The sequence below is a fragment of the Paenibacillus sp. LS1 genome, assembly GCF_026013365.1.
GTDB lineage: Bacteria > Bacillota > Bacilli > Paenibacillales > Paenibacillaceae > Paenibacillus.
Map to the genome: position 1 here is coordinate 320682 of NZ_JAPDOE010000002.1, position 24675 is coordinate 345356.

Consider the following 24675-nt stretch of genomic DNA (forward strand, 5'->3'; position numbering starts at 1 on the left):
CTTCCATTCTTTGAAATTAAGGAAACAACACCATCCATACTATTCTGCAACCTCCTGCACGTCATTCATCTGTCAGGCAGGCTCTTCTCTCCAAAGAGGCTCATATCTTCCCATCCGTAGCCAACTTCAATCAAATCTTGACCACCGATACGGATGGACTGGGTATGAACTGGAACGCCTCCCATCTTTTCATAGAAGCGACAAGCTGAATTACGCTCCAGAGCCCATAGGATTAAACTTTTCATATTAAGGGTTCGCAAATGATGAACGACATGTGTAGCCAGTTGCTGACCTATCCCCGTTTGTTGCACATCCTTCAGCAAATATATCGCGTACAACTCTCCATCGTAAGATAATTTGCCTTCACGCTCCTTACCCCCACAAGCAAATCCGACAATGTTCCCATCAGGCTGTTCAGCGACTACCAGGATCTGATCCTTTTCGCCAGAGCGAATATTCTTTTCCCACTGGGACAATCTTGATTCTGTAGTCAAATGATCCAAAAAATCGTCGGGCACAATTCCGCGATATGTTGTTTTCCAACTCTCCGTATGTACATGGGCTATTCCTTGCGCATCCCCTTCACGCGCCTGCCTGATCTGCATGGCTATCACTCGCTTTCTTTCGTAACTGCCGTAGCTTTACCATATTATATGTTCTTCTTTCTATTATTCCAAATTCATCCACTTCAGTCCTGATGAAGCAGACTTTTTGAACTACCTCTTATAAAGTAAAATCCGGCCCTACGGCCGGATCGTTACCCTCGTGCCTACAGAAACCTTGGAAGACAGATCCAGTACATCCGAGTTGTACATGCGTATACAACCATGGGAGACGGATTTGCCAATAGACCAAGGCTCATTGGTACCGTGTATGCCATAATGGGGAGCAGACAGTCCCATCCACAACACGCCAAATGGCCCACCTGGATTGGCTTGTTTGTTAATGATAGTGAACTCCCCGTTTGGAGTCTGTGTGAGCATCTTGCCAGTGCCCACGGGATAGCCCTTAATCACCTGATTGCCATCCAGAAGATATAACATGTGGTCAGACAGATCTACAATAATCCTGTAATCTGGCATAATGACATCCCTCCTGACCTATCTTATGCAAGGTGCCGGATGATGCCCGCCTGATTTCAGGCTTCCTCCCACTCTTTCACACTACGGGAGTGCTTGGGTTTGCTACTACTGGCTGGTTTGCTGGAGGCTGTACGCCTTCTCGTTGCCACTTCTTCCTTGCGTTGCTGATATTGCAATTCCTTCTGCATTTTCAGATAATTGCTCAGCCGTTTTTCATCCAATGACCCTTCCTCTATGGCCTCTTTCACTGCACATCCAGCTTCCCGTGTATGACTGCAATCCAGAAATCTGCACGTGGTAGCAAGCTCTTCAATTTCTCCAAACGCATGCGACAATCCATCATTGCCTTCATCCCAGAGATTAAGCTCACGCATTCCCGGAGTATCAATCAATACCGCTCCCTGTGGAAGCACAAACATTTCCCGATGTGTTGTAGTATGTCTACCACGGCTGTCTCCCTCACGGACGGATTGGGTAAGTTGTACATCCTCGCCCATCATCCAATTCACCAGCGTAGACTTACCACTACCAGAAGAACCCGTCAGCGCAACAGTCAACCCTGGCTGCAAATACTTTTCCAGTAACGATTTTCCTTGGTCCTCCACAGCGGATATCGCAAACACTTCGACACCTGGAGCAATTCCCTCTACACTTCGAATCTGCTCTTCCACATTCAGGCACAGATCACTTTTGCTCAGGACAATGACCGGCCTTACGCCACCATTCCAAGCCATCATCACGTACCTTTCGAGCCGTCTAAGGTTGAAATCATGATTAAGTGCAGCCACAATCAGCAGTGTATCGACGTTGGCGGCAATTAATTGTTCCTTAGTTACCGGACCTGCAGCCTGTCTCGATACCCTGCTCTGACGTGGTACCAGATGGTGAATAATCGCTTCTTCGCCTGGTTGACCCGTAATTGCCACCCAATCCCCAACCGCTGGTACCAAGCTGTTCTCCAGACTATCATGACGCATTCGGCCCGAAATTCTTCCCCAGCATTCGCCCTCTTCTGTGATCAAACGTTGCAGATGTCCATGGTCTGCGATAATTCTGGCTGGCTTTCTCTCCTGCTCTTCCATTCCTGTCTCTTGCCACAGTTCCTGCCACTTTGCAGACCAGCCGTACTTCTCAATATGGTTATCTAAAATAAAAATTCCTCCCAAAATAAGTTGTTTACATCGCTCAAGCCGAGTGAACCATCATCTCCGGTGTTCAGATCAATACAAAAAAAACACGGGTATAAATACACCCGCGGCAATAAGTAGTTAGCCGAATCAAAAAGCTTCCCATGTCTTAGATATACCGGATAGAATACTTAACCATCCGCTATAAACAATTCAGGAACACCCTTTTATCGGCAAACAAAAAAGCCACGGGTGCGTCACCCGTGGCTTCATCTGAGCATGTTACGACACTTCACGTTACGATGGATACTGCTACCCACCTAACGCAAAATTACATGCATTGATCCGTTCCGGAGACGCTGTTCATATTCAAATTAACGTATACAGCATTTAAGTTTGTCATAAACAATCGCCTCCCTTGTAGAATTATCCATTATGTTACACACTGTGCTTCTCAGTTGTCAAGCCCAAACTATTTTTACCAGCCTACTCTATTGGACCTGATCCCAACGCGTCCACATTTCCTTCGGATTCAATTCATAGATCTCCTCTTCCCGATACATGAACTGATGCATGATAAATTCCCGCCGAATGGTGGCGAAATCTTCATGATACTTCTGTATAAATGTATTGATTTCTTTCTCTGTGTACTTACGACCAAATTCAAGTTGCTCTACCAAATGACCAAGTACAATCAACTTTTTCTTGTATTGAGCCGGAATCTGACGCAGTCGTCCATCTTTGGAGAAAAAATTTCTCATGACCGACGCTTTCAATGTTTCGTTCACATCACTCATATCCGTAACCTCCTCTCGCTTGAAGATAAAATCAACCGAAGCCTGTGCATTTTCGCGGATAAACGAAGGATTGAGTGTGAAATACACGGTATTTTTCTCCCGTCGTTCCTTGATCAGCGCCGCCTCTCTCAGCTTGGAAGCATGATGTGTCACGGTTGGCTGTGACAGATTGAGCCGCTCGGCAAGGGCCTGTCCGTGCAGTTCACCTTGTGCCAACAGCAGCAGCATGCGAATCCGGGTAGGGTCAGCCAAGGCTTTATGATAAGCCACGATTTTTTCCAGCTGCATCATCGTTCATCTCACTTTCATTTAGATAAACATCTAATTTGATAGTAGTCTTTTCTTTTCTCCACGTCAACTCCTTTGGATTCAAGTAAGAATTTCTGAGTCAAACTCACGCTTGAACTGGCATTAGCCCGTTATTTACGGTAGGATTATATTGCTTGAAATAAGGAGGATTAAGAACATGGAAGATGTCATTATTATCGGCGGAGGCCCATGCGGTCTGTCTGCTGCAATTGAATGCGAGCGGCTGGGACTGTCCGCTGTGATTGTTGAGAAATACAATATCGTCCAATCTATTTATCTGTATCCAACCCATATGCAGTTTTTCAGCACAGCCGAGCTGCTTGAGATCGGAAACGTTCCGTTCAGCACACCTAATGATAAACCGTTTCGTTATGAAGCACTCGCCTATTATCGTAGGGTAGCCGAACATTTTGGCCTGCGTGTTCATAACTATGAGGAAGCCCGTGAGATCAAAAACAAGGATGATGGCACGTTTGAGGTACATACGCTCAATCGACGCGGGGAGGCCATCGTACATGAAGGACGCAATGTAGTTGTAGCTACCGGTTATTTTGACCATCCTAACTATCTGGGCATCCCTGGAGAAGACAAAGATAAAGTAACCCACTACTTCCGGGAAGCCCACCCTTATACCCGTACGCGTGTTGCCATTATCGGCGGAAGCAACTCCGCAGTGGACGCGGCCATGGAACTGGTTCGTGTCGGAGCACATATTGATATGGTTTATCGCGGCAGTGGTCTGTCAGAACACATCAAACCATGGGTACGTCCGCTATTCGAGAGCATGGTGACAAAAGGCCGTATTACACTGCATCTGGAATCACGCGTGAATGAAATATTGGATGATTCGATTCGTCTGATACACACGGATGGTTCTACTAATGAACTGGATAACGACTTTGTTCTGGCTATGACCGGTTTCCGCCCGGATCGCCATCTGCTCGCTTCCGTAGGTGTAGAGATGTCCGATGATATGGATAAACCCGTGTATGATGCGCAAACGATGGAAAGCAGCGTACCTGGTATATACGTGGGCGGAGTCATCGCTTCAGGGCGTAATGCCAATGAAGTCTTTATTGAATCCGGACGCTGGCATGGTAGATACATTGCGGAACATATCGTTAGCAGACAACGTGGTCAGACTGAAGGGAAATGAAGACCATGGACATGACTTCCCTGCTGTTGCTCGGATTTGCAGCCCTCGGCATTATCAGCAGCAACACACCTGTGACCGTAGCGATGGTATTTCTGTTGTTGCTACGAGTCCTGAACCTGAATCAGGCATTTCCATGGCTTGAAAAATACGGACTTACACTGGGCATTATCATTCTGACCATTGGCGTGATGGCACCTCTTGCCAGTGGCAAGATGAGTCTGCAGACGATCGGCGAGTCTTTCCTGCACTGGAAATCACTGCTTGCCATTGGCGTAGGATTATTGGTGGCTTATCTTGGTGGGCGCGGTGCTACGCTGATGGGCACACAGCCAACTGTCGTTGCTGGGCTGTTAATTGGAACGGTTCTCGGCGTTGCCCTGTTCAAAGGTGTGCCTGTGGGGCCATTGATTGCGGCGGGAATATTGTCGTTGTTACTGGGCAAATCCTGATCCGGGTTGTGAGGGTGTGACCTGACATGCTCTGCAGATTGGCTGTATTTCCCACCGTTGTGTGATATACTTCTATTCATGCAAATCATGTACACGAGTCTACAACAGAATAATCCATATTAGAGGTTGTTCAAAAAGTCCGCTTTTGATTACGAAGGATGCCTAGAGGCATCATCAGCATCGAATATGGAATTCAGCCGAAATGTCCGTTGCTCACGTAGTTTTCCCTACGCTCCGCTACTCCATTTCTAGCTTCATCCCATCTTCTCGGTACTGAAAACCGTCCTATTTGAACATGTACTACTATGGTTATGCTGTTGCATGAAATTATAGATTCACTTTGCAACTATTAATGGCGCAGGAGGATTAAGGAACCATGTCACGTCAGTTTATTACAGAAGCCGTGATGGTGGCCATTTACGGTCAATTGCTAGCGCCGCCCGCGCCTGTTGAATATATTGTTCCTTATACCACCATCCTTGAGCTATATGAATTCCAGACCAGTCCTGATCCCATGATGGATAACCCGGCAGATGACCAGCATGTGAAATCCAAAATCAATGAAATGATTTCTTATTTCGAGGAACCGCTGAATAAGAAAAAAATAGAGCGTGCATTACTTGTTCCATGGGCAAAAAGCCCCTCCATTCTATTTGGTGACCAAGTATCCATTGCCATTATCAATGCTGTAGATACGGCGCAGTACGGAGAGTATTTCGATCCCATTGAGACTGAACTGCTCCTCACATCTCAGCGCCTGAGTATTCCGATTCTCACCGATCAGGTTGAACTGATCGCACGTATTATTGAATCGGAATCACCTGTACAGGTATTTGATATTGATGATTTTGATTTTGCGATGGATGATGAACCACTGGATCAGGTGTAATTCATTCACGGAGTGCACAGAAATCCAAAAACAAAAAAATGACCTCGGTACCCACATTATCGTGGTTACCGAGGTCATTTTTGCGTCAACACTTATTTTATTCCGCAATATCCCGCGCTAACAGGATTCGGCTAATCTCATTCAGAGGTGGTAACGACTCCAGCGAAAAAAACTTCAGACCCGCATCACTATTTACACGAGATTCGACAAGGTCATCCTGAATGATCTGTGTCCGGAACAAGGCAATGACATAATACTCCTCATCTCCACTCGCATGCTGATACCGAAGATCAGGCCCCGAATACAGACCTTCCAGTGTCATGATATTGGTAGTCCAACCTGTCTCTTCCCATAACTCCCGATGTGCAGCATCCTCAATGGCTTCACCCGGACGCATCTCACCGGCTGGCAACCGCCAATGACCATGCTCAGCGTGCTGAATCAGCAGCAGTTCACCTTGTTCGTTCTCAGCCCGCACCGCCGCTTTTACAACAATGTGAGAGCGTTTTGCGATATACTGGGCCAAATCTCGGGCTGGCAGATTCACTGCTTATCCCCTCCTCCTACTCGGAAGCCGGTGGCGACCTGTCATTCATCTATTGCTTAACAAAATACTTAAAAGATCATACTTCGGTATAACGATATTCGATATCCTGACCTTCATCAACGATATCCACATGCAGTTGGTGCCCTTTCAGATACCAATAATCGTGATCTTCCATAAAGAATTGAATTCCCGACACTTCGGTTTGATCCGCAGGATGTCTTGGTTTCTCCACGGCAATGCCGAGCGAAAATCCAGGATGAAGACCTCCGCCAGAGCTATAACGGGCAAAAAATCGGATGCTATCTCCCTCGTTCAAATTCAGTTCTTCCTTGTACCAGCGAGCAGCTTGATCGGATACATGTATGGTACTCATTTGGTGTCAGCTCCTTCTGTATATATATGTTCCATCATATCTCGACAGGGACTTGAATACAAACCCGAGTGACCATATAAAGTCAAAATAAGTTGTGAAAAATGTTTGACAGATTGTAAAAGCCGGTGTTAAGATGCAAACATACGAGGTCTACATTGTATTTATTTCCAAAAAAAGAAAGGGTGATTACGGTGTTTAACAAACATATGATAGGTCAATTCAGCACACAATTAAATACCGGAGCACACCCGAAATCATTATTCTGTTCATAAGTCGGCATGACAAGGCGTTCTTTCATTAGAACCTCTGTGATGTTTACTCACAATCGAACTTATGTATGGTTGCGGCTCTGTTCTCGGAGCCATGCTGCCGTATGATATATGAAGACATACCGCCTGCGTGCGGTATGTCTTTTTTTGTGGGTACATTTCGGCATACATGAACGGAATCTGCATTTCACGGACATTGAAAGGAAGGGATAACACTTGTTCTCTGTACTTAAAAACCTGGCCTGGTTCTTCCGGCTGGAACGCAAACGATACCTGACCGGTGTCATCTTGCTTATTCTGGTGGGCGTTGCCGAACTGCTGCCTCCCCGTCTTCTTGGCAATGCCATCGACGAGATTGTGCGCGGTTCCATTACAGGCGCCTCACTCACCCGTTATATCTTGCTTATTCTGGGAACAGTCATCATTATCTATCTGGTTACATACGTTTGGATGCACAAACTGTTCGGTGGTGCCAATCTGGTGGAGCGGTTGCTTCGTTCACGCTTCATGGACCACTTGTTGCGGATGACTCCGCCCTTTTTTGAGAAAAACAGAACAGGAGATTTGATGGCTCGGGCCACCAATGATCTTCGTTCCATTGCCACCACCGCAGGCTTCGGCATGCTGACATTAACAGACTCTACGGCCTTTCTGGCCACCGTATTGTTCGCGATGGGCTTCCTGGTCAGCTGGAAACTGACCCTGGCGGCAATCCTGCCTTTGCCTTTTATCGCCATTGCCATGATGATCTATGGTAAAGCTGTACATCAACGTTACACTCTGGCACAGGATGCATTCGGAGATATGAATGACCAGGTGCTGGAATCCATCGCCGGTATTCGCGTTGTGCGTGCCTATGTGCAGGAACGTCTGGACGAAAAACGGTTCGCCGATGTGACCGAAGATGTGTATCGCAAAAACCTGGCTGTTGCCAGAATGGATGCCCTGTTCGAACCAACCATCCGACTCTTCGTTGGACTCAGTTATGTGATTGCACTTGCCTACGGCATATATCTTGTATTTCATAATGAAATTACCCTGGGGGATCTCGTATCGTTTAATATGTACCTGGGGATGATGATCTGGCCCATGTTCGCCATCGGCGAATTGATCAACCTGATGCAACGCGGTAGCGCTTCACTTGATCGGGTCAACGAAACTTTATCGGTAGAACCTGCAGTACAAGATGTGGAGCAACCTGCTCATGTTACGAATCCTGAAGAAATTGCGATGCAGGATGTTACCTTCCGTTACCCTAGTTCCACTGTCGACAATCTCAGTCATATCAGCTTTTCGCTGCGACGTGGTCAAACATTGGGTGTTGTCGGTCGCACGGGTAGCGGCAAGTCTACTTTGCTCAAACAACTGCTTCACGAATACCCTGCCGGTTCGGGCACATTAAGCATCTCGGGTCATCCCATTCAGGATATCGCCAAAGATGACTTGCACAGCTGGATCGGGTACGTACCACAGGAACAAGTCCTGTTCTCCAAATCCGTTCGTCAGAACATTCAATTCGGTAAGCATGGTGCCAGTGATGAAGTGATCATGGAGGCCATTCGTACCGCCGCTTTTGACGGAGATCTGGGAACCCTGTCCGATGGACTGGATACACTTGTTGGTGAAAAAGGAATCTCTCTGTCCGGTGGACAGAAACAGCGGGTATCGCTGGCGCGTGCCTTTATCGCTAACCCTGATATTCTGATCCTTGATGATGCCTTATCTGCTGTCGATGCACGTACTGAAGCCAAAATCATTGAAAATATACGCAACAAACGCTCGGGCAAAACCACGCTGATCTCGACTCATCGCCTGTCTGCTATTGAACACGCTGACCGAATCATCGTACTGGAGCACGGGAAAATTACGGAAGAAGGCACTCACCAGGAACTGTTAGCCATGAACGGCTGGTACCGTGAACAGTATGAACGGCAACAGGTCGAGTCCAATCTGTCCACGTAGGAGGTCAATTCATTGAAGTCTAATACAGGCAAAAGGTTGCTTGATTACGCCTTGAAAGCCAAAGGAACATTTATCGCTGCATTAATTATGCTTACTATTGGTGTTGCGGCCGAACTTGCCGGGCCGTTCATCGCCAAATCCATGATCGACAATCACTTGCTCGCGATTGAGCAGCCGTTCTATGAGACAACAGCTTCAGATGAAGCCGCAGTCTACAACGGTAAGAATTACAAACGCGAAGGCTTGTTCGAACCGGATGAAAACAAAGGTTCCGAAGTGCGGGTATTACAAGCCGGCAGAAGTTTTTATTTTGTAAACGAACCGGTAAGCGCACCTGACGGGGACCGCACATATACGGATGGAACCCTCACGGTTACACGCGCAGGCGAAGTGACAGGCCAATATGCGGCAGCACCCCTGTCCGCTGGTGAACTGTTTGCTTTTTACAAACCGGAGATGCCCAGCATCTATCAATTAATTATGTACTACATGATCTTCCTCGTGATCTCGGTCATTATGGAGTTCGGTAAAACATTCTGGCTGCAGTCCTCAGCCAATAAAGTTATTCAAAGACTGCGTAACGATGTGTATGCCCATATTCAGCGACTGCCGGTGCACTTTTTTGATAACCTGCCCGCAGGTAAAGTTGTATCCCGGGTCACGAACGATACAGAAGCCGTCAAGGATCTGTTCGTTGCCGTTCTTTCGAACTTTTTCTCAGGTATCATCACGATTACAGGTGTGTATGTTGCGCTCTTCCTGCTCGATGTTCGCCTCGGCCTGATCTCATTATTCGTCGTGCCGATGCTCATTGCGTGGATTGTGCTCTATCGCAAATTCGCCACTCGTTACAATACGATCATTCGGTCACGACTGAGTGAGATCAATGCAATCATTAACGAGTCCATTCAGGGGATGTCCATTATCCGCGTATTCCGCCATCAGAAACAAACCAAACAGGAATTCGAAGATCTGAATGATGACTATATGAAACACCAGAACAAAATGCTCAACCTGAATGCCTTCACCTCACACAACCTGGTTAACGTATTACGGAATATCGCCTTTGCGGTTGTCCTGTGGTACTTCGGTTCCAGCGTGTTGGATGGCACAAGTATTATCTCACTGGGTGTCCTGTATGCCTTCGTCGATGTCCTGGGCCGCTTGTTCCAGCCGATTACCGGCATGGTGAATCAGCTCGCCAACCTGGACTCCTCCCTCGTATCCGCTGGTCGCGTCTTTGAGCTGATGGATGAAAAGGGAGAAGCCGTAACCGATGGCTCTATGCCAAGATACAAGGGAAATGTCGTATTTGACGATGTATCCTTTGCCTATAAAAAAGATTACGTGCTTAACAATATCTCGTTTAAAGCATCCCAAGGTCAGACGGTCGCTCTGGTCGGTCATACCGGTTCGGGTAAAAGCTCAATCATCAACCTGCTGTTCCGGTTCTATGATCCGCAAAAAGGCAAGATCACGATCGACGGTCAGAACGTCAAGGATCTGCCCAAACAGTGGATTCGCGAACATATGGGAATTGTATTGCAGGACCCATATCTGTTCACAGGCACCATTGCTTCTAACGTCAGTCTTGGCGATGAGAAGATCTCCCGTGAACGAATTGAACAGGCGCTGCGTGATGTAGGCGCTGAACGTATCCTGGCTCATTTGCCTCAAGGCTTTGACGAACCTGTCATCGAAAAAGGAAGTACATTGTCTGCTGGACAGCGTCAGTTGATCTCCTTTGCTCGTGCACTGGCGTTTGATCCGGCCATCCTCATTTTGGATGAAGCGACTGCCAATATTGATACGGAAACGGAAGCATTAATTCAGAACGCACTCGAAGTCCTCAAAAAAGGACGTACCACCTTCATCATTGCTCACCGTCTCTCCACCATTCGTTCGGCAGATCAAATTCTGGTTCTGCATCGCGGGCGTATCGTTGAGCAAGGTGCACATGATGAACTGATGGAGCTTAAAGGCCGCTACTATAAGATGTATCAGCTCCAGCAAGGTGCACAAGCAGCAGCGGGTGCAACCATCGAGAATCCGTCGGGCGAGATTATTCCAACCTCAACCTCCTTTGTCGGAGGCAATGCATAATATAGTTAATACAGAAATTCTTGTACTAACTAATCAGAAATGATGTGCGCTCAACAGGCACCACAAAAACCGATCTACACGGATACCTTAGAGGTTTGCGGTGTAGATCGGTTTTTTTATTTTTATCTGGAGGCATGCTCCGATGCTGTTTATTTCGCTCAGACAAAAAAAATCCGCGCACAACCTCACGGCTGCTGCGGATTGTTTATCCATCCTTTGATCGTATAACCCATGTACATCACGGTCTCTCTTGCGAGAAAAGGAAACTTGCTGCGCCAGGTTCGATAAGCCGTAGTTCGTGTTGGAGAAGGTACGGCATCCATACCCAGTCCGGTAGCCAGCTTCATGGCCCGTTTCATATGTAAAGGATCACTCACAATCGTATACGTTTGATAGCCGGCCTGTTCACCTATTGGAATTGAATTGATCAGATTCTCCTCGGTGATTCGAGATTCGGTCTCTACGCGAATGTCCGCTGGATCTACTCCTTGTGCAATAGCATACTTCTGACCTACTTCAGCTTCCGTATGTTCTCCATCACCACTTGACCCGCCTGTAAAAATCAGATTATGAACGGTGCCCTGACGGTATAATTCAATCCCATGTTCAATACGTTGACGAAATACAGGTGAGGGGTTATCCTCCTCCACGGCTGCACCCAGAATGATCGCTGCATCCGATATCCTGGACGAATCCTCATCCGTATAGGCTAATATACGTACCACCGTAACCACAGTCCATAGAATTCCAACCAATACTATAGCCAGAGCCGTGATTACAATCCAATGTTTCGTTTTGCGTTTGCTTTTCATTCATTCTCTTCCAAAGCCCTTGCGTGCATGCTCTCCGCATGCATACGTTCCAGCGTCTGCAGAGCTGCTGCGGATTCGGCATCCAGACCAAGCTCTGCGATCCAGGCGCCTGTATATTGCTGAAGACTGATCTCCAGCTCCTGTGCACGGTCTTTGAAATCCTCCAATTCCTTAATCATGCGTGATCGTCCTTCCGGACTGAATGTCTCATGGATTCGTTCCTTGAAGTAGTGATGAACGATACGATTACGTTGCTGCCACAATTCATTCAATTGATGAGTTTCTTCCTCGGAAAAGGTGAAATGATGGCGGACCTCATGAATGAGTTGCCCTAGTGAACTGCTCATTTTTCGTTCGTACAAATCTTCCAGATCCTCTTCTGACACGGCCTTGCCCTGAGACATTTTCATTAATAAAATCAGATTGACCAGCTGCTGTTCAAGCGCCTGACCGTAGTACACGGCCAATCCGTAATAGGCAAACAATTCCCTGGAGTGTTCGCTGTCCAGCATGTCACCATTCTGGATGTCTGTATTTTGCATATGCGAGCGCCCCCTTCAACCGTACAATGTTATCCATTTCATGTCCCTCTATCCTAACCAAACCAAGAGCAACATTCAAGTTATTGGGAAGCGCGGCTTCTAACTCCGTAGATCTCTTCTACCGGACAGCCACACATGGATGATTAATAACCCCGATGCATAGAGCACAGTCCATATCGTAACCAAAACAAAGGAGCTCATTTTTAATTCATCGAATAACATCATCTCACGAACCTGATAAAAGGCTGGTGGCAGAATGCGACCAAGCCATTGTAACGATTCAGGCAGACGTTCACTTAAGGAACCCTGGATAAATGATAGTAATAGTACAATAATGAGGGCCGGCATACTACGATTAAGTAAGGGAATGTATGATTTTTGAAAAAATACACCGATGCCCAATCCCAGCAGTGATAGGCCAAGATGTCCTAACCAAGTCATCATCCACTCCTCACCTGTGGGCTGTCTATCGAACATTCCCGCGAACACGGGATACAGCACAGTGGTTGCGGTGAGCATGAATTGCATTATCCAGGCACAGATTAATTGACTTTTTACAACCTTACGCCTGCTTCCTGCATGAAGGACAAGCAGTTGATACTGCCTCGCAGGTTCCGTATTCATCACCATTACTCCGAGCCAAGCAGATGCCAGAAATAACAGCATAGCCGTGACACTGTAACTGTCCGCAATAGGATTAGGTTTGTAGGAATAGATCAGCAGCATGGTGATGATATAAAAGATAACTGGTGCAAAATATTTCTGTGAGCGGATGTGATGCCTTAACAAATATCGGGTTAGATAGATCATTGGACCTCTCTCCCCTCAGCGTCCATAGAAGGGCTTAACCCCATAGATTCTGGGTCGACCCCACGACTCGAATATACAGCTGGATGTTGTCCTTCCAGCAGACTTTCCATATGTAATTGACTTTCTTCCTGTTGTACAGACACAACCGAACCTCCGGATGCCAGAATCATTCTAAGAACATCATCTATTGATTTCTGAACCACTTTCCAATCCCACATCCATGAATTTGATTTTTCCGAGCTTATATTACGAACTAAAGACAGCACTCCAGGTTGTTTTAAAATGGATGGATCGTTAGCCAAATCCTCTTCAGTTTCCGTCAGACTTTGAATATGTACAACTGGTTCGCCAGCTTGTAATACATCCTCACGACTCCAGTAGCGGAGTACACGACCTTTCTGCAACACAACCACTTGGTCTGCCAAACGTTCAATAAGCAACGGTTCATGACAAGCTGTAACGATGGACGTTCCTTCAACCTTCCATTGTCCCAGTAAGGATACAACTGCCTCTTGAGCTGGAATATCCAAGCCTGACAACGGTTCATCCAGCAGTAAAAGACCACCCGGTCCAGGTAACAGGGCCTGAATCAGATTTACTTTTTGCAGTGTGCCCTTGGATAATAAGGGTAACTTCTGATCGATCGCGGTATCCAGATATAGAAGTTCACTAAGTTCTCTAATCCGCTCACGCAGTATTTCGGGGCGAATGCCCCGAATCCGTCCCATGTCCCACAAGTACTCTCCAGAGGTGAAAGGTAACCGTGGCAGGCCATCTACTGCATACCCATCAGAACCCTTCATTGTGCGCTGGATCGATCCTGTATCAGGTAACAAACTGCCCGCCAATATACGTAGCAACGTGCTTTTGCCAGAACCGTTTCTGCCCACAAGTACAGCACATTCGCCCTGCTTCACTTCCAGATTAATTTGATTCAGCACCTGAGCAGTACCTAATCGCTTGCTCACTTGTTGAAGCAATATACCTCGACCTGATGAGTCTGGTGTAGCTTGATCGGACTTCCTGAAAAGACCACGTGTACTCCATGTCATTGGGATCACATCCGTTCCGGAGCCTGCACACCAAGCAAATACAGACTGTATGCAAGGCGTTCGGCAGTCCGTTCGGCCAAGGCTACCCGGAAAGATCTTACATTAGATGGCGCATCCGCAATCCGTTCAGCGTGATAGAAGCGGTTGAACGCTTGAGCGACATCTATCGTATATTTGGCAATGACCGAAGGCTCATTCCGATGAATTGCTTTTTCCAGATACTCGGGATATTCACCGAGCAGTTTCAGCAATGCCCATGAGGTATCTCCGATACTGGATGAGGTGGTCCCTGTTTCATTTACATCATCTGCAATCGTGCCGTTAGTCAGATGGTTTTCATTTTCCATACGGATCGCCTCTTCTGCCTTGGCCAGTACACTTTGAATCCGAGCATGCGTGTATTGCACATAAGGTCCGGTCTCCCCTTCAAAACTCACCGCATCTTCCAGTGAGAAGTCCACATCATTAAGCCTATTATTACGCAAATCACCGAAGACAATGGCACCGACACCGACCGCCTCAGCCACCTTCTGGGGGTTCTCCAGATTCGGGTTTTTCTCCTGAATAATCTGTAGTGCACGAGTGACTGCCTCATCCAACACTTCCTGCAAAAAGACAACTTTACCGCGGCGGGTAGACATTTTCCGTCCCTCAAAACGCATTAATCCAAACGGGATATGTTCACACTTTGCAGACCACTCATGTCCCATCCGGGATAGGACCGCAAATACCTGCCGGAAATGTAACTTCTGCTCGCCTCCGACCACGTATAACAGCCGATCTGCCTTCATCACCTCATGACGATAAACCGCCGTAGCCAAATCCCGTGTAGGGTAGATCGTTGTTCCGTCTTTTTTGATAATCAGGCACGGGGGCATGTTCTCATCCTCCAGACGTACCACGAGTGCTCCATCACTCTCTTCAAGTAAACCTTTCGCCTTGAGTTCTTCGACCACCGCGCCCATCTTGTCATTGTAAAAGCTTTCCCCCAGCGTATGGTCAAATTGTACGTTCAGACGTTCATACATCCGGTTGAATTCCTTCATGCTCACTTCCACAAAGAACGCCCATAACCGCTGTGCTTCTTCATCCCCTTGCTCCAGCTTGCGGAACCACTCCCGTGCCTCAATCTCCAGAGAAGCATCGTTCTCCGCCTCATCATGGAAACGCACATACAGCTCAAGCGACGTACGGATCGGGTCTGCCTGCAACGCTTCCTCTTTGCCCCACCGTTTGTACGCTGCGATCTGCTTGCCAAACTGGGTTCCCCAGTCTCCCAGATGATTCACACTTACGGAGGTATAACCTGCTTCGTTGTACAACCGATACAATGCTGCACCGATTACAGTAGAACGCAAATGTCCAATTCCGAAGGGTTTAGCGATGTTAGGGGAAGACATATCAATCACAACACGTGAACCTTGACCAAGCTGACGCTTACCAAATGCGGCATTCCCCAGTTCTTTTAGCAGATTCGGCGCGAGCTTCTCCCGATTGAAACGGATATTTACATACGGCCCGGCGGGAGTCGCTTCAATGCCAGAGGCCTGCAATCCAGTTGCGAGCTCGGTCGCAATGACTGCGGGTGCTTTTTTTAATGACTTCGCCAATACAAAACAAGGGAATGCTGCATCACCCATCTCCGCCTGCGGTGGGACCTCCAGTAATCTTATAACCTCTTTTTCATTCAATCCCGTTAAAGGGGCAATATCGGCCGCAGCCTGCTTCATCAACATCTCGAACACTCCTTATCCATTCATTATTGGTTGAAAATAAACACAAAAAAGCTCTCGTCTCTAAATAAGAGACGAGAGCTGACTTAACAGTTCCCGCGGTACCACTCTAAGTGAACAGTTACTCCTGTTGTGCATCAACATGCATGCCAGTAGAACCTGCTCCGCTCGATGCGTATAACGGTCGCAAACCGAATTACCCTCAGCCAGATATCGTACATTCCTCCATCAGAATACATATATCTTTTCGGATAACCATCTCACGGGTGCGGTTCACTCAGGTCATGTCATACCGGCTTCCACCTCTCCCGGCTCGCTGTCATGTATGGATCTGGCTACTCTCCCGATCATTGATATTCTTCGTTTCAATTCATTGCCATCATTATACATACCATGATCAGACTTGGCAACCTGCATTAAAAATCCCCTACTGAAGGCAACACATAGGCACATCGTCTCAGATGCCTGTGTTCGCTGCTTTCCTTAGGGGACCAACATATTATCCGTTTTAATTATATATTCCAAAGAAATGATATTTACGCTACGACTGCCATCAACCGGCAAGCTTCTGCACATCTGCGGCACGCCTCTGCACATGCTTGGCAATGACTATGCTGGTGTTTACCACACTCTGCGGCGCAAGCTTCACAAGCTTTCACACACAATTCGCATATTTCGGCAATGAAATCACTTCCACGCGTCATCGCTTGTGCAGCAAAACTGCAAATCTCCGCACATTCCCGATTCAATCGAATGCAATCACGCAGCATCGCCAGATCATATTCTTTCAGACTCGATATGTAACATACGTTGCAAGCATTCATGCACTCTAGGCAAGCATCGATACATTGTTGATATTGTTGTTGTGTCATTTAAAGTTACCTCCCAGGCAAAGTTTGCTATGCTTCTTAATAACCAGTACGGAGGAACATTGAATCATCTAGCCTACTTTATCGCTTCCAATTCCAATAATTGGTCACGAATGACAGTTTGGTCAAAATGTTCACCTATAAACACAGCAACATTAGGGACATCTCCCTGAGGTGTAATCTTCATGTAGTCCGATTCACGGTAAGCATACTGGAACCAGAAGCGGCTCGCCGTGTCGCTAAACGATAGAATACCTTTCGCTCGATACACGTCTCGTGGCAAAGCTGATACAAACTGTTCAAATGCTTCGCTATTCACCGAATGACTGAAATAATGCGTATATACCATGACATGTTCGTGTGAGGCATGAGGAGCGGAATGCTCATGAGCATGTTCATGGACGTGGCTATGAGATGCGTCAGTATCAGTAGCATCACCTTGGACTGTATGATGTGTATGTTCATGTCCATGACTGCATCCATGTACGCCACAGGCTTCCGTATGAACATGATGCTCTTGGTTAGCATGCTTACCTGCTTCAGAAGCTGAATCATGGACGTGCACGTCTGCCCCGCTGCGAAGCAACAGATCCATCTCCACCGCACATTTGACCGTAGGTATTACAGGTGCGAAGCCATTCCATTTTGCCAAAAGCTGCTCCAAATCTTGCAGTTCCTGTGCACTCACCCGATCTGTTTTGTTCAAGAGAAGCACAGACGCACAACGAATCTGCTCCTGCATCAATTTGAAGGTCTGCCCCTTCTGCTCCTGGTACAACCCAGATAGATGCGCTGCATCCACAACGGTAATGAGGCTTTTCAGTTCCAATCGCATGTAGAGTGAAGTCTCGGTGACCGCATCCAGAATCTCCATTGGATTTGCCGCACCCGTTGCTTCTATGATGATCACATCAGGGGATTCCTCCTGAACAAGTTCAGCAAGCTGCAATCCCAAGTCACCACGTACGGTACAACAGATACATCCCCCTAACATCTCCGTCATCGGAACGGTGGAATCCACAATCTGACCATCCAGATTAACTTCACCTAACTCATTCATCACTACTGCGGGACGCAAACCCTGCTGTTGCCAATGTTCGATCAATTGAACAAGCAGTGTTGTTTTGCCACTTCCCAAAAAGCCTGACAATATATATACAGGTATGAATTGTTCTTTTAAAATGATTTCGTTCATGCTTAAACACCTCTCTGATTGTACTTCTTGTATCCTAGTCTATCTATATCTAGCGAGTGTACACCATCCTGTATTCGTTGTGCAATAAGGTTCAACTCTTCCCCAGTACATTGCCTGATTCTTACGGATGGTCTATGCTATGAGGACATGTTGATTGAAGGAGGAAGTTTCATGACTAATTCAGTGGAACAACATCGCCAGGAGGCTCCAGACACGGTATCGTGCATGATTGTAACGGTGTCGGACACGCGCACCAAAGACACCGATACGAGCGGACAGCTCATGCATCAGCTTCTGAATGAAGCGGGTTATCAAATTGTTGAATACATCATCACACCAGATGAAACGGAGAACATTCGAAGCATCCTGCAGGATGCAGCCGTTCGTGATGATGTCGAAGCCGTGCTGCTTAGCGGAGGAACAGGGATTGCACCCCGAGACACAACCTACGAAGCGGTGTCCTCACTGCTCGACAAGGAACTGCCGGGCTTCGGTGAAATCTTCCGTTTTCTGAGTTACACCGAGGATATCGGTTCCGCTGCCATCCTGAGCAGAGCCGTCGCCGGAACGATTGGACGCACAGCCGTATTCTCCATGCCAGGCTCCAAAGGAGCTGTCAAATTGGCCATGGAAAAACTCATTTTGCCTGAGCTACGGCATGTCATGCGTGAAATATATAAACCCGTCTGAAAAATCAGACGGGTTTTTCGAATTTATTTTCAGCTGTACTGTACGAATTGAAAGGTTGATACTCCCTCTCCTCTTACCTAAGTTGCTCCAGCACATGTTGGAACACCTGCATAACGTCCTGCTCATACTCGTCCTTTTCCCCACCAGAAGCCGTATACACCAGTGAGACGTAGCCTTTACTGCGAATCGTTGTCCGGCCAAGCACATTCTCTAAAACAGCCTCATCACCATTCTCACTATACATTTGTTTCATGCCGGCAACCCGAGCTGCCTTATCACTGAAAATATGGATTTTCACGATGTGTCTGCCACTTCCATTCAACAAATACATATAAGAGATCCCACCATGATCGTCATCGGCAGACATGTTATTCATCAGCTGGATGCCCTTTGCTTCAAAACTCTTACTGATCTCATTCACCAATGCACCGTTTAATCCATGTCCTTGACTCTGTGCCCGCACATTTCCTTCATTCGTCGCTTCGCGCGTATAGACCTTTCGCTCCTGTTCAATGGATGATGCTGAACAAGCCACCAGGGACCAGATACTCGTGATCAACATTGCACTTACTAGTACCGACTTGATTGTTCTTCCAACCAGACTTCGCAGCTGTCTACCAAACCACATGCCAATCCTTCCTTTCCAGCCACAGGTACTGTGACCCTATCAGGTAGAATTAGCATGTCTAGGGACCAAGAATCTTATTCGGCTGGCAGATCTGATATCGTATGGACCACGGTACGACCTACTGCACCACCTTGGAGTATCGTCTCCAGCGTATGAGGCAATTGGTCTAAGGAAATTCCACGGATTCCCAGTTCCAGCGCGCGCTCCGGTTTCCATTCTCCGCCAAGCAGTTTCCACAATCGTTCCCGACGTTCCATTGGACAATATACAGAATCTATACCAATAAGCTGGATACCACGCAAAATAAATGGAAGTACCGTCGATTCAAAAGCTGTGCCTCCAGTTAAACCAGATACCGCAACTGCACCTCCGTATTGGATCTGTTTCAATCGCTCCGCGAGAGCCGGGCCTCCTGTTGGATCAACTACTCCCGCCCATAGCTGTTTCCCCATGGCTCCTTTAGCTGGAGCATCGGCTTCTTCACGAGTGATAACCTCTGATGCCCCCAAGTTTCGAAGCAATGGCTCTTCCTGCTCCTTCTTGCCTGTGCTGGCTGTTACTTCGAAGCCAAGCTTCGCCAGAATGGCAACCGCCATACTGCCAACGCCACCTGTTGCACCCGTAACCAGAATCTTGCCCATCTCCGGTGTCACTCCAGCCTGTAACAGCGCATCTACCGAAAGTGCAGCGGTAAATCCTGCGGTTCCAATCGCCATGGCTTCTTTCTCACTAAGACCCGGTGGCAGAGGCACCAGCCATTCGCTGCGTAGCCGAGCATACTCGCTGTACCCTCCGTAATGGGATACGCCAGGTTCAAACCCTGTACTAATCACCCGATCTCCTGGTGCAAAACGTCCACTGACCGACTCCTCTACCGTTCCGGCCAGATCAATTCCCGGTACCATCGGGTATTCACGAACGACACCGCCTTTCTCAAGGGTAGCGAGTCCGTCTTTATAATTGACACTGGAATACTGCACCTGTATCGTTACATCTCCATTTGGCAGATCTTCCTTCTTCAGTTGCTCTATAGCAGCTTTCACTCCGCCCTGTTCTTCTTTACGGACAACATATGCGTTAAAATGGTTTTTCATCGATAGCCACTCCTTCTTCGACTTGTATATATTTTTCCATTAAGCACGTGAATTGTTCGCATTCAGGCTTAACGGCTACCTTTTACCTTTGGATTCTTCCTGATGTTAATGATCAGGCTCAGTCTCTCCTGAGCGTCAACAGATAGATTAGTGGACCCACAATAGGGATGATCCCCGCCGCTGCCCAAGCGGGTGAACGTCGACTCGCTTTAGCATCCCTGTATATCGCAATCATGGAAAGTAAGGTCAGCAGTACAAAATCAATCGTCATGATATGTACAAAGGCAGATTGATTGAACGCATCCATAAATACATCCGGATGACCTTGCGTCACGGCATAGAAGGCCGTCCCAAGCGTCAACAGCAGAAGGACTACATGCGTCAGCTTGTGGGCTGCTACCCGTCCAATTCCCGACTCCCGCTGACGACCAAAATGTAAGCTTGTGTAACCCGAAGCTCTATGTGCAGATGATGCCCACGCATAATAAGGAAGCAAGGCAAATGCACCGAGTCCAAAAGAAAGCAAGACAAACGGCCAAACGGGTACACGGCCACTTCGTTCTTTTACAGATGTTCTTAACAGCATACAGGCATACACTGCCGGGAAAATACCTAACCACGAAAATACAGTAAGCAACCAAGGCTCCTTGCTTTGCAGTGTGATCAGTTCTTTGAATATTGGATCACTTCCAGGTGACTGCCCTGGTGCCAACAACACTGCATAGGCAATAAAAGCCATCCAGACCAGTCCTAATGTCCATCTCATGTCTGCACCTCCTCTTACTTTCATCCCCGGCAACTATGGGATTGAAACAATGTTGGACACTCCGACCATTGCATAAGGATAATCCTGAGAATCAAACCCGTCTCAGGATCACGCAGTATTTGACGCTTCCTGCGCTTTCCCGAGAAATAATTACTGCATTTCCCTTAAAGCTGAGCAAGCCAAATTCCAGTATAGCCTGCTAACTAGGCTGTCTGTCCATGAGATTTCTTACATCCCTTTTTATCTCATCGAATCATATTAAAAAGGCATAAGCCAGTATACCTCACTGGTTATGCCTCTCTGCATATCTTATGTGTGAATTATTCCTCTGTGGATTTCACATGTTCCGCAATGAGCTTCTGCTTCATATTCCATGCCGCAGGGCTGATGTTCACACGATAGATCTCCGGGTTGAGCTTCCGTTGGTATTCAGGCCAGAAGAGGTTCATCTGTTCCTTATGGTACGCCCGAATCTCATCCAAATTAGGCAGCTCATACACTTTGCGTCCGTTCACAAAGATCGGCTCCAGCATATTTACCGCTTCGTAGCGGGTAACGGTCTTTTTTAGATAAGGGTGTAGCGGGTTGAACAACTTGAGCGGTCCGCCCTGTAGCGGCTGTTCTTCCTCTGGATAGCAGATATAATCTGCAATCGCCTTGCCATGCTTCGGATCAATGATCCGGAACACTTCCTTTTTACCTGGCGTGGACACTTTTTCAGGATTGGCAGATATTTTAATCGTAGGCAGCATGGCACCGTCCACTTCACGCTCCACCAATTTGTATACTCCACCCAAAGATGGTTGGTCAGAAGCAGTAATCAACTGTGTGCCGACACCCCATGTATCAATCCGCGCTCCTTGAGCCTTCAGGTTGAAAATCGTATTCTCATCCAAATCATTGGATGCTACAATTTTCACATAATCCAAGCCAGCCTCATCCAGCATCTGACGTGCCTGGATCGACAAGTACGCAAGGTCACCACTGTCCAGACGAATCGCATTCATCTTTTTGCCTTGGCTCTCCAACTTCTTGGCTGTCTTGATGGCGTGAGGTACACCACTGTTCAACGTGTCAAAGGTATCGACCAGCAGTGTAACCTGATCAGGCAACACTTTGGCATACACATCAAACGCTTCCTGCTCGCTCATAAAGCTCTGTACCCAGGAATGGGCATGTGTACCTGCTGTTGGTATCCCGAAGCGCTCTCCGGCCAGCATATTGGACGTTGCATGGAATCCTGCCACATATGACGCACGTGCGCCCCAGATGGCAGCATCCGCTTCCTGTGCACGCCGTGTACCGAATTCGAGTAAGGTATCCTGCTGTGCTACCTGTTTGATCCGCGAAGCCTTGGTTGCAATCAACGTCTGATAATTCATGAAGTTAAGTATCGCCGTCTCCACCAATTGTGTCTCCATAATGGAGCCTTCTACCCGAATGAGCGGTTCGTCAGGGAAAACAATTGCACCTTCCTTCATCGAATGAATTGTCCCCTGAAATGAAAACTGGAGCAACTCTTCCAGAAAGACCGGATCGTAATTTTCCTCTTGTTTGGATAAAAATTTGATGTCGTCCATCGTAAACCGAAGCTGACTGATATAGTTCACAATTCGTTCCAATCCGGCAAATACCGCATATCCGTTGCCAAACGGAAGCTTACGGAAATAGGCTTCAAATACCGCCTTCCGCTTATGTGTACCATTCACCCAATGGGCGTACATCATATTGATCTGATATTTATCCGTATGTAAAGCCAGGCTAGTCGTCTGCATTTGTCTCATCCTCTCTGACTTCCGCTCGTGCTCCCAGATTTCATCTGTGAACACCGGTTAACATATGGAGACTCATTCTTCATGATTCTGTTCATCCGTATTAAACAAACAAGTCTCCCGTAAAAAAACTCTATACACCATTCACCACATTCATCTGATTCCTAACATTAGGTCAACCAGACATGATTATGGATTAAATCACGCCAGGACCGTCTCGCTCGCCTTAACCACCGAAGCACCAAGGCTGGAACGAAAATGTCCAAGTGCCCACTCATGCCCTGCCGGATTGAAGCTGGCAACGGCATCTTCATATATCGTAATGTGAAAACCTTTATTGTAAGCATCGACTGCAGTATGCAATACACAAATATCCGTGCATACCCCAATGAGTGCAATATCTGTAATGCCACGTGCACGCAGTCTGAGTTCCAGATCTGTCCCACAGAATGCGCTGTATCTCGTCTTATCCATCCACCGAATATCCGTTTTCCGTTCCTCCATCACTTGAGCAAGACGACCATATAACTGTCTTCCCTCTGAATTTCGGATGTTATGAGGTGGGAAAAGTGCAGTCTCCGGGTGATACGGGTCATTTTCTTCATGCAGATCCACAGCCATAATCACTTCATGTTTGTTATTACAGTAAGCTTCCGTTACAGCCGCGATAGTCTCTTCGATCTCAACTGCTGGCTGACCTACAGGCAAAGAACCTGTCACAAAATCCTGCGTAAAATCAATGACAATCAGTGCTTTCATCGTCAACACTCCCTTGGACAGAATAGGTTGATCCTGATTCAATCAGATTGACAAACCAACACATTATTACGTGTAGATGGACAGGCGTGGGACGAGTTCTGTAAAACGATATAGCTGCGCCGGACGCTGCGAGTACTGGTTCGAACTCAACAAGTTTCCCTCTTCATCCCTTACTTCCTCCACAATACCTTTGCGACTGCGGGTAGACGTAATCTTGCGAATGAAGTTTGGTTCTTCAAAATCCGGTACAACACTTTGAATAACCTGATATAATTCACTTAATGTAAAATCACGTGGCAGGAACTGACGAGCAATCGTCGTTTCCAGCATCTGCTGTTGAATACGTCGATAAGCATCTTCGATAATTGTTCTGTGATCGAAGGCCAGCTCTAGTTCTTGCAGGGCCTCCTGAATGGTGAACAATCCAACATCCTCAGCATCATCTGCCGCTTGGCGTTGATCCAGCATCCATTCTTCTACAAGCGCGAAAAATGCATGAGAGATAATCCAGCCCCTCGGGTCACGACCCGGCTGACTGTATACATTCAAGTACTCCAGATGCCCACCGTCCACACCTGTCTCTTCCATCAGTTCACGCTTTGCTGCACCATAGATGGACTCGTTCTCCTGACAGAATCCACCCGGTAACGCCCATCTACCGGCAAAAGGCCAGCCTTTGCGCTTGATCAGCATCACTTTCAGTTCCCGAATAGGAAGTGTCTTCGTCACCGTCTTGCGCTCCCGCTTGGTCAAGGTGAACATAACGATATCCGCAGGAACACCATCGGGGGTACGATATTTCTTGGAACTATAGGCACGTGCTGCCTGTTCGTCGCTCTCTGCATTGAAGTGTTCATAGTTTTCGCTCATGGGCACCACCGACTATTTTC

26 protein-coding genes are annotated in these 24675 nt (G+C 47.3%); 6 read left to right on the forward strand and 20 right to left on the reverse strand.

Features of this window, described 5'->3' with window-relative positions; genetic code table 11:
* Window positions 1-65: 65 nt before the first annotated feature.
* The 4 genes from OM416_RS10810 to OM416_RS10825 form a co-directional block, all read right to left on the reverse strand.
* Window positions 66-605 (reverse strand): GNAT family N-acetyltransferase, encoded by a 540-nt coding sequence (locus OM416_RS10810; RefSeq protein ID WP_264929212.1) that lies wholly within the window; start codon window positions 603-605, stop codon window positions 66-68.
* 138 nt (window positions 606-743) lie between these two features.
* The gene (locus OM416_RS10815; protein ID WP_264929213.1) at window positions 744-1082 is read right to left on the reverse strand and encodes a L,D-transpeptidase; all 339 of its coding nucleotides are present in this window, start codon (window positions 1080-1082) and stop codon (window positions 744-746) included.
* 56 nt (window positions 1083-1138) lie between these two features.
* The gene (rsgA, locus tag OM416_RS10820) at window positions 1139-2248 is read right to left on the reverse strand and encodes a ribosome small subunit-dependent GTPase A (RefSeq protein ID WP_264929214.1); all 1110 of its coding nucleotides are present in this window, start codon (window positions 2246-2248) and stop codon (window positions 1139-1141) included.
* 452 nt (window positions 2249-2700) lie between these two features.
* Entirely contained in the window at window positions 2701-3294 is a 594-nt protein-coding gene (locus OM416_RS10825) for a metalloregulator ArsR/SmtB family transcription factor (RefSeq protein WP_264930681.1), read from the reverse strand.
* A gap of 178 nt (window positions 3295-3472) precedes the next feature.
* Between OM416_RS10825 and OM416_RS10830 the strand changes: the two genes are divergently transcribed.
* The 3 genes from OM416_RS10830 (at window position 3473) to OM416_RS10840 (ending at window position 5809) form a co-directional block, all read left to right on the forward strand.
* A complete protein-coding gene (locus tag OM416_RS10830) occupies window positions 3473-4471 on the forward strand; it encodes a YpdA family putative bacillithiol disulfide reductase (protein ID WP_264929215.1) in 999 nt (332 codons plus the stop codon).
* A 5-nt stretch (window positions 4472-4476) separates the two neighbouring features.
* On the forward strand, window positions 4477-4920 hold the full coding sequence (locus OM416_RS10835; protein ID WP_062835986.1) for a DUF441 domain-containing protein: 444 nt from the start codon (window positions 4477-4479) through the stop codon (window positions 4918-4920).
* A gap of 376 nt (window positions 4921-5296) precedes the next feature.
* Entirely contained in the window at window positions 5297-5809 is a 513-nt protein-coding gene (locus OM416_RS10840) for a hypothetical protein (RefSeq protein WP_062833873.1), read from the forward strand.
* 97 nt (window positions 5810-5906) lie between these two features.
* On the opposite strand, the gene OM416_RS10845 is transcribed toward OM416_RS10840, so the two are convergent.
* Together OM416_RS10845 and OM416_RS10850 are read right to left on the reverse strand one after the other, a co-directional pair.
* Entirely contained in the window at window positions 5907-6356 is a 450-nt protein-coding gene (locus OM416_RS10845; protein ID WP_264929216.1) for an NUDIX domain-containing protein, read from the reverse strand.
* Between the two features lie 76 nt (window positions 6357-6432).
* The gene (locus OM416_RS10850) at window positions 6433-6729 is read right to left on the reverse strand and encodes a HesB/YadR/YfhF family protein (RefSeq protein ID WP_036609218.1); all 297 of its coding nucleotides are present in this window, start codon (window positions 6727-6729) and stop codon (window positions 6433-6435) included.
* Between the two features lie 485 nt (window positions 6730-7214).
* On the opposite strand from OM416_RS10850, the gene OM416_RS10855 reads away from it, so the two are divergent.
* Complete coding sequence (locus OM416_RS10855; protein WP_169478428.1) at window positions 7215-8960, forward strand: ABC transporter ATP-binding protein; 1746 nt, start codon at window positions 7215-7217, stop codon at window positions 8958-8960.
* Window positions 8961-8972: 12 nt separating this feature from the next.
* Window positions 8973-11063 (forward strand): ABC transporter ATP-binding protein, encoded by a 2091-nt coding sequence (locus OM416_RS10860; RefSeq protein ID WP_264929217.1) that lies wholly within the window; start codon window positions 8973-8975, stop codon window positions 11061-11063.
* A 185-nt stretch (window positions 11064-11248) separates the two neighbouring features.
* On the opposite strand, the gene OM416_RS10865 is transcribed toward OM416_RS10860, so the two are convergent.
* From OM416_RS10865 to OM416_RS10900, 8 genes are all read right to left on the reverse strand, one after another.
* Window positions 11249-11875, reverse strand: coding sequence for a YdcF family protein (locus OM416_RS10865; RefSeq protein ID WP_264929218.1), 627 nt, complete (start codon window positions 11873-11875; stop codon window positions 11249-11251).
* Window positions 11872-12417 carry a hypothetical protein gene (locus OM416_RS10870; protein ID WP_062833868.1) on the reverse strand — a complete coding sequence of 182 codons (546 nt, stop codon included), beginning with the start codon at window positions 12415-12417 and terminating at the stop codon, window positions 11872-11874. Before OM416_RS10870 ends, OM416_RS10865 begins: the two co-directional genes overlap by 4 nt.
* Before the next feature lie 99 nt (window positions 12418-12516).
* Window positions 12517-13227 carry a hypothetical protein gene (locus OM416_RS10875; protein WP_264929219.1) on the reverse strand — a complete coding sequence of 237 codons (711 nt, stop codon included), beginning with the start codon at window positions 13225-13227 and terminating at the stop codon, window positions 12517-12519.
* Window positions 13224-14279, reverse strand: coding sequence for an ATP-binding cassette domain-containing protein (locus tag OM416_RS10880; RefSeq protein ID WP_264929220.1), 1056 nt, complete (start codon window positions 14277-14279; stop codon window positions 13224-13226). Before OM416_RS10880 ends, OM416_RS10875 begins: the two co-directional genes overlap by 4 nt.
* 5 nt (window positions 14280-14284) lie before the next feature.
* Window positions 14285-16015: an arginine--tRNA ligase gene (gene argS / locus OM416_RS10885; RefSeq protein WP_264929221.1), complete on the reverse strand. Its 1731-nt coding sequence runs from the start codon at window positions 16013-16015 to the stop codon at window positions 14285-14287.
* Between the two features lie 279 nt (window positions 16016-16294).
* Window positions 16295-16429: a hypothetical protein gene (locus OM416_RS10890; protein WP_017689094.1), complete on the reverse strand. Its 135-nt coding sequence runs from the start codon at window positions 16427-16429 to the stop codon at window positions 16295-16297.
* A gap of 119 nt (window positions 16430-16548) precedes the next feature.
* Complete coding sequence (locus OM416_RS10895) at window positions 16549-16884, reverse strand: four-helix bundle copper-binding protein (protein WP_169478435.1); 336 nt, start codon at window positions 16882-16884, stop codon at window positions 16549-16551.
* A gap of 73 nt (window positions 16885-16957) precedes the next feature.
* Window positions 16958-18076: a CobW family GTP-binding protein gene (locus tag OM416_RS10900; protein ID WP_264929222.1), complete on the reverse strand. Its 1119-nt coding sequence runs from the start codon at window positions 18074-18076 to the stop codon at window positions 16958-16960.
* A gap of 171 nt (window positions 18077-18247) precedes the next feature.
* Between OM416_RS10900 and OM416_RS10905 the strand changes: the two genes are divergently transcribed.
* On the forward strand, window positions 18248-18766 hold the full coding sequence (locus tag OM416_RS10905; protein ID WP_264929223.1) for a molybdenum cofactor biosynthesis protein B: 519 nt from the start codon (window positions 18248-18250) through the stop codon (window positions 18764-18766).
* Between the two features lie 73 nt (window positions 18767-18839).
* On the opposite strand, the gene OM416_RS10910 is transcribed toward OM416_RS10905, so the two are convergent.
* The 6 genes from OM416_RS10910 to OM416_RS10935 all read right to left on the reverse strand — a co-directional run bounded on the left by OM416_RS10910 (window position 18840) and on the right by OM416_RS10935 (window position 24655).
* Complete coding sequence (locus OM416_RS10910) at window positions 18840-19394, reverse strand: hypothetical protein (RefSeq protein WP_264929224.1); 555 nt, start codon at window positions 19392-19394, stop codon at window positions 18840-18842.
* 74 nt (window positions 19395-19468) lie between these two features.
* Window positions 19469-20488 (reverse strand): oxidoreductase, encoded by a 1020-nt coding sequence (locus OM416_RS10915; RefSeq protein ID WP_264929225.1) that lies wholly within the window; start codon window positions 20486-20488, stop codon window positions 19469-19471.
* 118 nt (window positions 20489-20606) lie between these two features.
* Complete coding sequence (locus OM416_RS10920) at window positions 20607-21254, reverse strand: hypothetical protein (RefSeq protein ID WP_264929226.1); 648 nt, start codon at window positions 21252-21254, stop codon at window positions 20607-20609.
* A 320-nt stretch (window positions 21255-21574) separates the two neighbouring features.
* Window positions 21575-23029, reverse strand: coding sequence for a nicotinate phosphoribosyltransferase (locus tag OM416_RS10925; RefSeq protein WP_062833859.1), 1455 nt, complete (start codon window positions 23027-23029; stop codon window positions 21575-21577).
* 198 nt (window positions 23030-23227) lie between these two features.
* Window positions 23228-23785, reverse strand: coding sequence for a cysteine hydrolase family protein (locus OM416_RS10930; protein ID WP_264929227.1), 558 nt, complete (start codon window positions 23783-23785; stop codon window positions 23228-23230).
* A 66-nt stretch (window positions 23786-23851) separates the two neighbouring features.
* Window positions 23852-24655 (reverse strand): NUDIX hydrolase, encoded by an 804-nt coding sequence (locus OM416_RS10935; protein WP_264929228.1) that lies wholly within the window; start codon window positions 24653-24655, stop codon window positions 23852-23854.
* Between the last annotated feature and the right edge of the window lie 20 nt (window positions 24656-24675).

What these genes read in the sequence shown, in the direction of transcription:
- OM416_RS10810 (WP_264929212.1), bottom strand. Translation starts at nt 605, where the DNA reads ATGCAGATCAGGCAGGCGCGTGAAGGGGATGCGCAAGGAATAGCCCAT.
- OM416_RS10815 (WP_264929213.1), bottom strand. Translation starts at nt 1,082, where the DNA reads ATGCCAGATTACAGGATTATTGTAGATCTGTCTGACCACATGTTATAT.
- OM416_RS10825 (WP_264930681.1), bottom strand. Translation starts at nt 3,294, where the DNA reads ATGCAGCTGGAAAAAATCGTGGCTTATCATAAAGCCTTGGCTGACCCT.
- OM416_RS10830 (WP_264929215.1), top strand. Translation starts at nt 3,473, where the DNA reads ATGGAAGATGTCATTATTATCGGCGGAGGCCCATGCGGTCTGTCTGCT.
- OM416_RS10835 (WP_062835986.1), top strand. Translation starts at nt 4,477, where the DNA reads ATGGACATGACTTCCCTGCTGTTGCTCGGATTTGCAGCCCTCGGCATT.
- OM416_RS10840 (WP_062833873.1), top strand. Translation starts at nt 5,297, where the DNA reads ATGTCACGTCAGTTTATTACAGAAGCCGTGATGGTGGCCATTTACGGT.
- OM416_RS10850 (WP_036609218.1), bottom strand. Translation starts at nt 6,729, where the DNA reads ATGAGTACCATACATGTATCCGATCAAGCTGCTCGCTGGTACAAGGAA.
- OM416_RS10865 (WP_264929218.1), bottom strand. Translation starts at nt 11,875, where the DNA reads ATGAAAAGCAAACGCAAAACGAAACATTGGATTGTAATCACGGCTCTG.
- OM416_RS10870 (WP_062833868.1), bottom strand. Translation starts at nt 12,417, where the DNA reads ATGCAAAATACAGACATCCAGAATGGTGACATGCTGGACAGCGAACAC.
- OM416_RS10875 (WP_264929219.1), bottom strand. Translation starts at nt 13,227, where the DNA reads ATGATCTATCTAACCCGATATTTGTTAAGGCATCACATCCGCTCACAG.
- OM416_RS10880 (WP_264929220.1), bottom strand. Translation starts at nt 14,279, where the DNA reads ATGACATGGAGTACACGTGGTCTTTTCAGGAAGTCCGATCAAGCTACA.
- argS (WP_264929221.1), bottom strand. Translation starts at nt 16,015, where the DNA reads ATGTTGATGAAGCAGGCTGCGGCCGATATTGCCCCTTTAACGGGATTG.
- OM416_RS10890 (WP_017689094.1), bottom strand. Translation starts at nt 16,429, where the DNA reads ATGCAGGTTGCCAAGTCTGATCATGGTATGTATAATGATGGCAATGAA.
- OM416_RS10895 (WP_169478435.1), bottom strand. Translation starts at nt 16,884, where the DNA reads ATGACACAACAACAATATCAACAATGTATCGATGCTTGCCTAGAGTGC.
- OM416_RS10900 (WP_264929222.1), bottom strand. Translation starts at nt 18,076, where the DNA reads ATGAACGAAATCATTTTAAAAGAACAATTCATACCTGTATATATATTG.
- OM416_RS10905 (WP_264929223.1), top strand. Translation starts at nt 18,248, where the DNA reads ATGACTAATTCAGTGGAACAACATCGCCAGGAGGCTCCAGACACGGTA.
- OM416_RS10910 (WP_264929224.1), bottom strand. Translation starts at nt 19,394, where the DNA reads ATGTGGTTTGGTAGACAGCTGCGAAGTCTGGTTGGAAGAACAATCAAG.
- OM416_RS10915 (WP_264929225.1), bottom strand. Translation starts at nt 20,488, where the DNA reads ATGAAAAACCATTTTAACGCATATGTTGTCCGTAAAGAAGAACAGGGC.
- OM416_RS10920 (WP_264929226.1), bottom strand. Translation starts at nt 21,254, where the DNA reads ATGAGATGGACATTAGGACTGGTCTGGATGGCTTTTATTGCCTATGCA.
- OM416_RS10925 (WP_062833859.1), bottom strand. Translation starts at nt 23,029, where the DNA reads ATGCAGACGACTAGCCTGGCTTTACATACGGATAAATATCAGATCAAT.
- OM416_RS10930 (WP_264929227.1), bottom strand. Translation starts at nt 23,785, where the DNA reads ATGAAAGCACTGATTGTCATTGATTTTACGCAGGATTTTGTGACAGGT.
- OM416_RS10935 (WP_264929228.1), bottom strand. Translation starts at nt 24,655, where the DNA reads ATGAGCGAAAACTATGAACACTTCAATGCAGAGAGCGACGAACAGGCA.